Annotated in this window: 7 protein-coding genes; 4 read left to right on the top strand and 3 right to left on the bottom strand. The window is 41.0% G+C overall.

From position 1 onward, the window contains the following. Positions 1-754: 754 nt before the first annotated feature. A complete protein-coding gene (locus ACLCDV_RS16680; protein ID WP_411971698.1) occupies positions 755-1,594 on the bottom strand; it encodes a DUF4846 domain-containing protein in 840 nt (279 codons plus the stop codon). Between the two features lie 165 nt (positions 1,595-1,759). Between ACLCDV_RS16680 and ACLCDV_RS16675 the strand changes: the two genes are divergently transcribed. From ACLCDV_RS16675 to ACLCDV_RS16665, 3 genes are all read left to right on the top strand, one after another. After that, positions 1,760-5,182: a glycosyltransferase gene (locus tag ACLCDV_RS16675; protein ID WP_411971697.1), complete on the top strand. Its 3,423-nt coding sequence runs from the start codon at positions 1,760-1,762 to the stop codon at positions 5,180-5,182. Positions 5,183-5,387: 205 nt separating this feature from the next. After that, on the top strand, positions 5,388-6,911 hold the full coding sequence (locus tag ACLCDV_RS16670; protein ID WP_317665640.1) for an NAD(P)H-hydrate dehydratase: 1,524 nt from the start codon (positions 5,388-5,390) through the stop codon (positions 6,909-6,911). Beyond that, complete coding sequence (locus ACLCDV_RS16665; protein ID WP_317665642.1) at positions 6,892-7,308, top strand: GNAT family N-acetyltransferase; 417 nt, start codon at positions 6,892-6,894, stop codon at positions 7,306-7,308. Before ACLCDV_RS16670 ends, ACLCDV_RS16665 begins: the two co-directional genes overlap by 20 nt. A gap of 88 nt (positions 7,309-7,396) precedes the next feature. Here the strand turns inward: ACLCDV_RS16665 and ACLCDV_RS16660 are convergent, their stop codons facing one another. Beyond that, positions 7,397-7,987: a sugar O-acetyltransferase gene (locus tag ACLCDV_RS16660; RefSeq protein WP_317665644.1), complete on the bottom strand. Its 591-nt coding sequence runs from the start codon at positions 7,985-7,987 to the stop codon at positions 7,397-7,399. Between the two features lie 362 nt (positions 7,988-8,349). Here ACLCDV_RS16660 and ACLCDV_RS16655 point away from each other — a divergent pair, with 362 nt between their 5' ends. Beyond that, the gene (locus ACLCDV_RS16655) at positions 8,350-10,563 is read left to right on the top strand and encodes a glycosyltransferase family 4 protein (RefSeq protein ID WP_317665646.1); all 2,214 of its coding nucleotides are present in this window, start codon (positions 8,350-8,352) and stop codon (positions 10,561-10,563) included. Here ACLCDV_RS16655 and ACLCDV_RS16650 read toward each other — a convergent pair. Further along, positions 10,535-12,019, bottom strand: a complete 1,485-nt coding sequence (locus ACLCDV_RS16650; protein WP_317665648.1) for a glycoside hydrolase family 130 protein — start codon at positions 12,017-12,019, stop codon at positions 10,535-10,537. The two genes, ACLCDV_RS16655 and ACLCDV_RS16650, sit on opposite strands and share 29 nt — an antisense overlap. Positions 12,020-12,062: the final 43 nt, after the last annotated feature.

Genomic DNA, 12,062 nt, shown 5'->3' with positions numbered 1-12,062 from the left:
ATATAAAGTCTGTAATGTGTTGTTGTGTAGATGTTAATTTGTATTTTTTTTGATTTTTTATTGTAAGATGGGAAATTGTATGAAAATGGCGTGATAGTCAGGAAATGATCCATATTTTTGGGGTTTAACCCAAAGGAAAGACGTCAAAAGAAGGAGCATTGTTACTTGGTATCGGCCGCCAAAAAGCCTATTTCCTTGTTTTATCGAGCGGATTAAATTAAAAGGGAGGGTTACTTTCAGGGAGTTATATCGAGTTTGGTGGTGACCTTATTACAAGTTTAGAAATGGTCCTAGGATCATCCTATTTCGCGTAATTTCAATGATTTGAATAATTGAATGGCGGGACACTTAAATGCGATACATTTTAATGTTTCATAATTTTTATATTGCTTTTAATCAGTTGTATTATGTGGATTATGTGAAGGTGTGGTTTTATACGAAAAAAGCGAATTTTACGTCTTCCGAATTATTTTCAAAATGGTACTCAATAGAAAAAATGAAGGAAGAAGCTGAAGAATTAGCCTGTTAATCCAAGGAATTACCTATGGTTTTATCAGGGTTGATATGGCTTTTTTGTTAATAGGATTTTCCCTTTAATCAGGTCGTCGTTGAATTGGCCGACCGTTGTTTTTTGAAGCATTTCCGATAGGTTATTGCGTATGCTTTTGAACTCATGGTGAAAGGGTCAGGGGTACTTTTCGAAACAGAATTTAATCATCCGCTCAATTTTAATGAGCGGATTGTTCATTGCAGACTATGGCCAAGTTTTGAGGTTTTTAGGATAAAATGTCCATTCAGGGGTTTTTATAATATCCTGGTCTATATCGTACCAAGGACTAAGCGTGCTGTTGTTCCAATTGTTTAAAATCTGTATTTCTTGCGCCGGCATGTAGCTTTGTGCGAGGAGTACGATTGTTTTTCCAGTACTGTCCTTGGCTAGATCAACTATAATGATTGCGTGGCCAATGGGTGATCCTTTCTGGATAAAAGTATCTCCAATCTTAACTTCCTGAGTCGTTTTTACATTGGGCAGCTCATCGTGTAAAGAGGCTGTGTTGGCATAGGCAAACACATATTCCAGGTATTTCCAATAGGTTGGGTAGGAATAGTCTCCTTTTGCATAGTTTGTATAAGCGCGGGGTTTGCTATCGGAAAGGAAGTTGAATTTGATGTCCTTATACCGCTTTTGTTGGTATAAGTAATCTGCCCTGAGTCGCATGACAGCATCGGCGCATTGGTGTAAATCGCGCTTTCCTATATCTAGTTTCACAACACTGTTGTAGATGTTATTTCTAGGTTTAATTTTTCCATCATAATAATGTACTTCCTGGTCGATGGGGTATAATGGAAGATTTTCGAGAAAATTTCCAAATTCTTCGACCCGGTAGGCAGGCCTTTTAAAGCCTTTTGGTAACAAAATGCGCGATTTGATCGTCATCCCATCGGGGTTGATAAACTGGTTCCCGTCAGGTGCTATTGACTCAGTAGTTGCCGGATTCAAAGTTTTGTTATTAGGTGCAGCAACATTTGGCTGCCCACATCCACTGAAAACCTGACACGAGAGGAGTGGAATGAGTACATATATCGATCTCATATAAAAGTTTCTGAGCTAGTGTATTGCGTTTCATCGAATATACTTAAATTTAGATAGAATTCGAAGTGTGAATCGTCTGAAAAAATTAAGGAATTTTTAAGCTATTCATCCACTTTTTGGATCATTTTCTGATGTAGCTTAGCCGAAGTTAATAAGAATACGATTATGTCAGGAAAACAGATTTTTCAGACGTCAAGCAAAAAGCGCTGGTACGCTTTTTCATGGATGAGCAGAGCATTGGTGATCAGTTTGATCATTGGTGTTATCTGTGTGGTTTATACATTGGGAAAGATTCAGATTCCTCCTTTTCCAACAATTAATACCAACACAGCATTGACTGAAAAGTCCACCGCCAGATTAAAAAAATCCAAACAATTTAAGGAGTTTACCATTGTAAAATCCGAATTAGAGAAGATTAAACGTGACCGCGAGCTGAAGCATTTGAAACATATTGGTAGCAAAGATAGAATCAATATGGGGTTTTATGTCAGTTCTTGGTCTAATGAAGTCCGAGAGCAGTCTTTATCGGATCTACGCCGCAATATTGGTCATTTGGATATGGTTGCTATGGAATCCTTTTTTACTGTGCCTAATCAAGATACAGTAGTGGATAAAGCAGATACTGCTGCACTTAAGGTCATTCATCAATATAAGCGCAAAGCTATTGCACAGATTTCCAATTTCAGTGGTAATGATTTTGACGGGCAGACTGTAAAGGCTATTTTACTTAATCCGGATAAACAACAGCGTTTTATAGACGACATCCTTCTTAAAGTGAAGCGCAATGGCTTTGCCGGCATAAATATTGACTTTGAGAATTTACAGTTGGATGATCACAAGCCATTAAACGATTTTATGGCGCATATCTATACTGTATTTCATACGGAGGGCCTACTTGTCACACAGGATATCTCACCTGAAAATGATGATTACGATCCCATTGCCTTACAAAAATACAACGACTATATTATTTTGATGGCTTATGATCAACATTCCATTGAAAGTAATGCCGGCGCCATTTCACATCAGGCATGGGTCGAAAAAAATCTCGATGAACTTTGCAATAAGATCGATGCAGACAAGGTGATTCTGGCTTTGGCCTGTTATGGATATGATTGGCCAAAAGGCAGTGTCGGCAAGACATTGACTTATGATAATGCTGTTATTTTGGCGCATAATTACAATGCTAAGATTACTTTTGATCCCGAATCTGCAAATCTCAACTTTAGCTATAAAGATGGGGCAGGGATGCATCATGATGTGTATTTTACAGACGCTGCAACCTATTTTAATCTTATCCGCAAAGCAGATGACTGGGGGCTAGCTGGTATTGCACTTTGGCGTTTAGGAAGTGAAGACTCCCGTTTATGGTCATTTATTTCGAGATCATTGGACCGAGAAAATCTGCAAAAAGAACCTTTTGACTTTAGAAAGATAAGCCAGATCAATGTCGGTGGTATTCAATATATTGGGGATGGGGAAATTTTGGACTTGGTCAATAGTCCCGCTCCGGGAGAGGTGAAATTCACTTACGACCCATCAACGCTTATGGTTCAGAATCAGGAGTATGTAAAGACGCCAAGTAATTATGTAATCAAACGCTTTGGAGAAAAAGATAATACTGTGGTCCTGACCTTTGACGACGGTCCCGATCCTACGTATACACCACAAGTATTGGATATCTTAAAAAAGGAACATGTTCCCGGAGCTTTCTTTCTTGTTGGTGTTATGGCTGAGAAAAATATGGATCTGGTTCGGAGAGAATATCAAGAAGGACATGAACTCGGTAACCATACCTTTTTTCATCCTGATATGTCTACAATAGGGCCGAATCGCGTTAAGTTTGAACTGAATGCCACCCGAAAGATCATCGAATGCATAACCGGTCATAGTACAATTCTTTTCCGGGCTCCTTTTAATGCTGATGCCGAGCCACAGACTGTTGCTGAAATTCTGCCTGTTGCTCAGAGCCGGAAAGAGAACTACATCAATATCGGCGAGTATATTGATCCCAACGACTGGTTACCTGGTCGTACTGCAGATGAAATCTATAATGAAGTCATAAAACAACGCGATAATGGAAACATTATTCTATTACATGATGCCGGAGGCAATCGAGAAGCGACTATAGCCGCCTTGCCGCGTATTATTCATTATTTTAAATCTCATGGTTATAAATTTGCGACGATTGGAGATTTAATGGGGAAAAAACGTGATGAACTGATGCCTCCTGTAGAAAATGCTTCCGATTCGGGATTTAGTGGATCTTCCAACCGCTTGTTCTTAGGAACATTGTTTTACGGTAACATCTTCCTTAACTTGGTTTTTTCCATTGCAATTGTATTGGCAATTTTTAGAACAGCAATGATTGCTTATCTGGCAATCCGACAAAAACAAAAAAGTAAAAAAGAGCGATCTCAATTGGTTGTGGAGCCTCGTGAAAAGGTAAGTGTGATCATTCCTGCCTATAATGAGGAAATAACAGTTTTGGCAACGATAAAAAGCCTGTTGAATTTGGATTACCCCAACTATGAATTGATTTTTGTTGATGATGGATCAAAAGACAAGACTTTTGAGATTGTCAGTAAGGTGTATGGCGATCATCCTAAGGTAAGGTTATTTACAAAACCAAATGGGGGGAAAGCGTCTGCCCTTAACTATGGTATCCAACAATCCGAAGCACAGTTTGTGCTTTGTATCGATGCCGATACACAACTGAAAACAGATGCGTTAAAACAGTTGATGAAATATTTCAATAAACCTCAGGTCGCCGCTGTTGCGGGTAGTGTTAAAGTGGGAAATGTGCATAATATATTAACACATTGGCAATCGATCGAATATATCACCTCACAGAATATGGATCGGAGAGCGTTCGATTTGCTCAATATGATATCGGTCGTACCAGGAGCAATTGGGGCCTTCCGTAGAGCTGTTATTTTGGAAGTGGGTGGATTTACTACGGATACCTTAGCGGAAGATTGTGATTTAACCATGCGCATATTAAGAGCGGGTTATACCGTGCGAAATTCATCTGAAGCAATCGCTTATACGGAAGCACCAGATACGGTCAAAATGCTCTTCAAGCAACGTTTCCGCTGGAGTTTTGGTGTGTTGCAGAGTTTTTGGAAAAATAAACAGACCCTGTTGAATCCCAAATATGGCTATTTTGGTATGGTCGGAATGCCTAATATTCTGATTTTTCAGATTATACTGCCTTTATTTGCTCCGTTGGCCGATATTTTTATGTTATTCTCTCTCGTGAGTGGTCTTTTCTCCTTAAGCGAGGTAAATGGTATCAGCTGGACAGGAATTGCAGGATTATTTTCACTGCATAACGGTTTCGGTCAAGTGATGTTTTATTACTTCCTTTTTGTACTCGTGGATATGTTCTTTGCAGGTATTGCCTTTAAAATGGAAGGCGAGAAGCTTAGCAATTTAATTTATTTGTTTCCGCAGCGTTTTTTCTGGCGTCAACTGATGTACTTCGTTTTATTCAAGTCTGTCAGAAAAGCGATTAAAGGTGAATTAAATACTTGGGGTACTTTGAAACGGACAGGGGGAGTAAAGCAGGTAATAACAAGTGAATAAGAAGCAGGTAATAGCAAATGAATAAGAAGCTGGTAACAACAAGTGAATAAAAAGCAGGTACGTGCATGAGCTAAACGATAGCGATCCAATGTGGTTCCTCTGTGGGATCCTACACGAGGATCACTATCGCTAGCTCGCCAAAAAATGATACCGAAATTTTTAATTGACCTTGAGAATAGGTACTTTCAATAAAAATAGCAGCCACATGAAGATACTTTCCGCTCAGCAGATAAACAAAATTGATAGTGAAACCCTAAAGGATCAAAAAATTAGCGGTATAGACCTGATGGAACGAGCTGCAACAGTTGTTTTTGAGGAAATTAAAAAGCGTCATCCCCGATTGGAGTACAGTACCTTTTTCATCTTCTGCGGTAAAGGAAACAACGGCGGCGATGGCTTGGTGCTGGCCCGTCTGTTGGACCAACAACAGGCCCAAGTCAAGGTCTATTTAATCGATGTGGAGGATTACTCCGCTGATAATCTTGCCAATCAGAAGCGTTTACCCAATCATATCATTCAAAAAGTTGCTGCGCAAGACCAGGTTGCTATCCCTTCCGATGCAATCGTACTGGACTGCTTGTTTGGTTATGGATTAAAGCGTGTATTGACAACTGATTGGAGCGGTATAATTTCCAGTATAAATGGATGTGGTGCAAGAATCTATTCCGTCGATATGCCTTCTGGACTACTGGCAGATAGAAAGACTGCTGCAGATGTTCCAATTGTAAAGGCAGATTTGGTTTATACCTTTCAGTTTCCAAAGCTGGCCTTGCTGCTGCCCGAAAACCAATGGTATGTAAAAGACTTCAAGGTATTGGATATCGATCTTAGCCAACGAGCAATTGAAGCGGCAGAAACCAATCTTTTTTATGTCGACGAGCCGCTTGTCAGGTCCTTTTATCGGCAACGAAGGAAATTTGATCATAAGGGAACATTTGGTCATACCCTGATTATTGGCGGAAGTAAAGGTAAAATGGGGGCTGTTCAGCTTGCGTTAAAAGCGGCTCTCCGAGCGGGCTGCGGTTTAGCTTCCGCTTATGTGCCTGACGGTGGCAATACCATCTTACAGACCGCTGTGTCCGAAGCGATGGTGATAACAGATCCTGAGCAGGATTTTATTAGCCAATTCCCGGCAATCGATGGCTACCAGTCTGTGGGTATCGGAATCGGCATGGGAACAGCGCCGCAGACAATTGATGCGCTAAAGGTATTTATAACCCGTGTTAATGATACTCCTTTGGTATTAGATGCTGATGCCTTGAATATTCTTGCCCGCGAACCGAATCTTTGGGCTTTCGTTCCGGCGCACAGTATATTGACTCCCCATCCCAAAGAACTTAGCCGGATATTGGGTGCTTGGCAAGATGATTTCGAAAAGATGGAGAAAGTGAAAGTTTTTGCGCGTAAACATCAGTTTTACGTGTTAATAAAAGGAGCTAATAGTGCTATGGTTATGCCCGATGGAATGGTGTACTTCAATAGTACAGGCAATGTTGGGATGGCAACAGGAGGCAGTGGCGATATCCTGACGGGGATAATTACCTCCTTGCTTGGACAGGGCTATTCTTCCAAAGAGGCTTTAATTATGGGGGTATATATCCATGGGGGCGCGGCAGATATTGCCGTAAAGACCATCGGTACCTATTCCCTGTTACCGTCGGATACCATTAGTCATCTTTCCAATGCATTTCTCGAATTAGAAAAGGATTATGATGGATTGGTACATTGAACAAGTCTTTGCTGCCCGGACCTGGAAACTTCGAAAAGAGGTTTTCTCTCCCGAAGGTAAGCTGGCTGAAGTGATGTTGGATGGCGATTTTGAAGCGACGCATTTTGCGGCCTACGATGGAAACGACGTGGTAGGCGTGCTGAGCCTGATTAGTTTAGGTGATACTTATACAATCCATTTCCTCGCTGTTGCTCCACATGTAAGGCTGAAAGGTGTAGGTACAGCATTATTGAAGCATGCGCGACTATTTATCCATACGTTTGCTGGTAAATATCTTCTTGCAAATGTGACCGGCGATCAGCAACATTTTTGGACAAGTAATGGATTTGTTCTTCTAAAACAGCATGAAGATACCGTCACCTATTCATTATCTATAACAGATGATCCTATAGATTAATTGTAAGTGGGAATTTAGTGTAAGCGGGAAGATAGATCCTTTTCCCCATAAATGTGACCTATGTTATCCCTTGTGACCTGTGTTATCCCTACAGATTTTCAGTGTAGGTGATCCGATCCGCTTCGGTGATGTTACGTATGACCCGGCAGGGATTACCTGCAGCTATGACATCCGCTGGTATATCTTTTGTGACGACCGATCCAGAACCAATGACCGAATTTTTTCCGATTCGCACACCGGGGTTGACGACAACATGTCCACCGATCCATACATTATCTTCGATAACGATCGGCAAAGCAAATTCCCAACCTTGATTTCTTGCTTCAAAATGGAGCGGATGACCCGCTGTGAAGAGGCTTACATTAGGCCCAAATAATACATTCTCACCTATGGTAACCGGTGCGCCGTCTAAAATCGTACAGTTATAATTGCTGTAAAAGTTCTCACCGATCGTAATATTATATCCATAATCGCAACGAAAAGGAGGTTCGAGAAAGAATCGAGTTCCCGTCGCTTTAAACAGCTTTTGAATAATCTGTTTTCTGAATTTCAGTTGTTTAGGCTCTGAATCGTTAAATCGCTTCAGTTCTTCTTTTGCGTATTGTCTTTCCTTAAATAATTGCCCCTCCGAATCGATGTAAGGAAGGCCGGCAATCATTTTTTCCTTTGCTGATTTCATTCAATGGCCATTTTTCTGCAACAAACTTAGATAAATTGATGTTTAAATACAATAGCAATCTACGCGTTAAGACGTTAGGTTTTAGGTTCTCTTATTTCGCAGAATCAGTGAAACCCTTGTTTTTTGCTAAGCATAACCAAAGCATAGCCTGTTTCCATCAAATTACTCTGTTTCCATCAACTGGACAGCCTTGCCACACCAAGTTTTATAGCACCGTACGGATTTGTACAAGGTATCATTAAACCCTCTTCCGATTTAAATCATACAGTTGTGACAAACAATTTGGGGTCGAGAAGCATTTAGATAGTGGAGCACACGATGCTATTGCCTTTGTCCGGGCTATATTCAAAATTATTATTTCAATGAAGATTGCTTATATAAGTACCTACTTGCCCAAAGAATGTGGAATTGCCACTTTTACATCAGATTTGTTGCATGCTGTAGCACTGCATAATCAGGAGCTGACACAACATGTGTTTGCGGTCGCGGATCGGGACTATGTTTATCCCAGTGAGGTCGTGTTTAAAATAGACCAACATGATCAATTGTCCTATATTGAAGCCGCAAATTATATTAATGAAAACGGCTACGATTGTGTAATACTGGAGCACGAATATGGCATATTTGGCGGAAACAGTGGAACATATATATTGTCCTTGATTAACGCGTTACATATTCCCTTGCTGGTAAATTTTCACACCATTCTTGAGAAACCCAATGTTGATGAAAAGGCTATTCTTATTGAAATTGTTAAGCGAGCATCCATTGTGATCGTTATGAGCAATTATGCAATCACTTTACTCAAATCGATTTATCGGGTAAATACCTCTAAAGTGAGATTGATTCAGCACGGGGTTCCAGAGTTTACTTTGGATCATGAGCTTGCAAAACTAAAGAAGGGTCTTTCTGGAAAGAAAGTTTTATTGACTTTCGGTTTTTTGGGGCGAAACAAGGGAATTGAAATGGTGATCGAAGCTCTCCCCGAGGTCGTCAAGGATGAACCGGACCTGTTGTACCTCGTTATTGGTAAAACGCATCCTAATGTATTGGCGCATTCCGGGGAGGAGTACCGGGAATACCTGGGCAGTCTAGTCGAAGCTTATCAGTTGCAGGAACACGTACAATTTGTGAATTCCTTTGTGAGCCAGGCCGATCTTGTGGATTATCTAAGCGCCTGCGACGTTTATGTTACACCTTATGTTAATGAGGCACAGATCACAAGTGGAACATTATCTTACGCCATCGGTGCCGGAGCTGCGGTGGTTTCCACTCCTTATTGGCATGCCAAGGAATTGCTAGCTGATGGAAGGGGTGTACTCGTAGAATTTAAAAATTCCAGCAAGATGGCCGAGGTGCTCAAAAATTTGTTTTCAAATTTGGACTATCGAACAACATTGCGGGACAATGCCAGCGCATTTGGGAAAGAGATGACCTGGAAAAATATAGGCCTCCGGTACACGCGAATTTTAAATAAAATTATTCCTACCTACGATAGCCTCAAAGAAAATGTCGGATTTAGCAAAGAGGAAATGCCTAAATTCAGCTGGAAGCATATCGACAGACTGACCAATCAGGTCGGTATCGTACAGCATGCAACCTATTCTCTCCCGAACTACAAAGAGGGCTATTGTCTTGACGATAATGCAAGAGCGCTTTTAGTTACTTTATTGGCGCAGCAAGATTTTGCCGACAAAAGGCTCGACCGTCGTATTTCGACCTACCTGAGCTATATCTATTATCATCAGCGCGAAGACGGCCTTTTTCACAATTTTATGAATTTCCAACATAGTTTCCTCGATGAAGTCGGTTCGGAAGATTCCTTTGGACGGACGATATGGGCATTGGGACTGCTTCTTCGGGAAACAAAACTAACAAGTTATTATCAATTGGGACATGAGCTTTTCTATCGTGCTGTTCCAAATTTTGGCAAGTTGCGTTCCAACCGGGCGATTGCATACACTGTATTGGGTATTGCGGAATATTTGCATCATCAATCCAATGACGAGCTGATGATAGAGTTGATGCGGACACTTATCGGCAAACTGGTAAAGGAATACGAGGCAAGTTCAGATGAACATTGGCAATGGTTTGAAGGGGTACTGAGTTATGATAACGCAATTTTACCTTATGCCTTATTGATGGCTTATCCTTTTTTGAACGATGAAGCAATAAAACAGTTGGGACTATCGACTTTAAAGTTTCTCGAAAGTATCACTGTCCAAAACGGTGCGCTCTCATTGGTCGGAAACCAAGAATGGGCCAAGCAAGGAAAGCATATCAGCAAGTTTGGTCAGCAGCCACTTGATGTCACGGCAATGGTATTTATGTATCGTGAAGCTTTTCGACTCACGAATAAAAAGGTCTATTTTACCCGTATGATTGCTTCCTTTCGCTGGTTTTTGGGCGAGAATGACCTTCGGCTCGCTTTGTATGACGAGGAAACCAAAGGTTGCTGTGATGGGCTCGAGTCCTATGGCATCAATAGAAACCAAGGGGCGGAGAGCACCCTTTGTTTCTATTTGGCTTATATCGTAGTTTATCGTGCTTTTATTGATAACGATCAGGATTCAAGATAGCGAGCAACAAATCTTCGAGCTTGATGGTTGCATAAGTTGATGCATAATCGGACATCGCATAAGGTAAAATCAGGTGTTCGTTGTGTACAATGGCTCCGCAGGAATAAATGACATTTGGTACATAGCCTTCTCGCTCTTCGTCATTGGGTGTCATCAGTGGGCTGTGTAGACGTCCAATTTCGACATGCGGGTTGTCCAAGTCCAAAAGCGCTGCACCTAGGACATATTCACGCATTGGTCCAACGGCATGGGTTAAAATCAGCCAGCCGTATTGTGTTTCTATCGGCGAACCGCAATTGCCAATCTGAACAAATTCATACGGATATTCTGGCTGCTGAATCCGGATTGCCGTTTCCTGCCATATATTGATATTATTGGAGTAGGCGATGTAGTTGTTCTCACCATCAATCCGGCAGAGCATGGCATAACGTCCATTTATTTTACGTGGAAATAGTGCCGCCCCCTTATTGGCAATTTCACCATAAATAGGTTTCACTTTGAAGTGGTAAAAATCTTTTGTGGTGAGTAATTTCGGGAGGATGCTGAATCCATCGTACGCAGTGTAAGTTGCATAGTAGGTATTTTCCCCTTTTTCGTTTTTGAACTGAACAAAACGCGCATCTTCAATCCCCCTTTTTTCGGTATCGGCAATTGGAAATATCACGCGTTCTGAAATGGAAGTATCCAGGGAGAAGGTCATTTCATAATGCGAGGAAGCGAGCCAGAGCGCCTGTTGCAGAAAGGTGACATTCTCTAGATTTTCGTCACTATCCTTTCGAACTTCATCGATGTACCGTTTGAGTTCTTCGTAAGTAAATGTTTCCGTTAGTTTTTCCTCCAATTTGGACTTGACTTCCGTTGGCTCGGCATGTAGCTCATTCATCTTCTTTAAGAATGACTCCTTGTGATAACGGTGATTTTTGACTTGCATAGGTTTGTCCAATAAACTGCCGACGTAATCGATATGTATATTGTTGTCGACATCCAATGTGCCGGACCGAAAAACGATCGAAGAGACATGGCCTTCTCCTGTAGCCCTGAAACTCAAAATAACACGTTTTTCACCTCGAAATAATTCTGTTTGATCCGGATGTTCGATAATGGAAGGATTAAACAATGCCGCCGATTCTATGGAATATTCCATCGTGAAATAAGAGCCGATCAGCAGCTTGTCGATATGACTTAGCTTATCTTTTGAAAATGGAATCTTCTCCAATAGGTGGCTAACCCGGTCAAAGTTCCGTTCAAAGATATGGACAATGCTGCGATGTCTTTTCGTATAACTTCGTAAGACCTGTCCAAAAACTTCTTTTCGTTGCGCCTCGTTAAGGGATAAAATGCGTTTAATAACTTTTATCGTGCGATCATCTCCCAACGAAAAAAAACGTGCTAGCACTCTCTTTTTATCAGGTTTAAAATAAATATCCTTTCGTTCAACTTGTACTGGTCTATGCATATTAATTTGTTCATGTTTATACCCTTTATTAGAACGAACAGCG

Source organism: Sphingobacterium sp. Lzh-3 (genome assembly GCF_046764375.1).
Lineage (GTDB): Bacteria > Bacteroidota > Bacteroidia > Sphingobacteriales > Sphingobacteriaceae > Sphingobacterium.
This window is presented reverse-complemented; position numbering and strand designations above follow the sequence as displayed.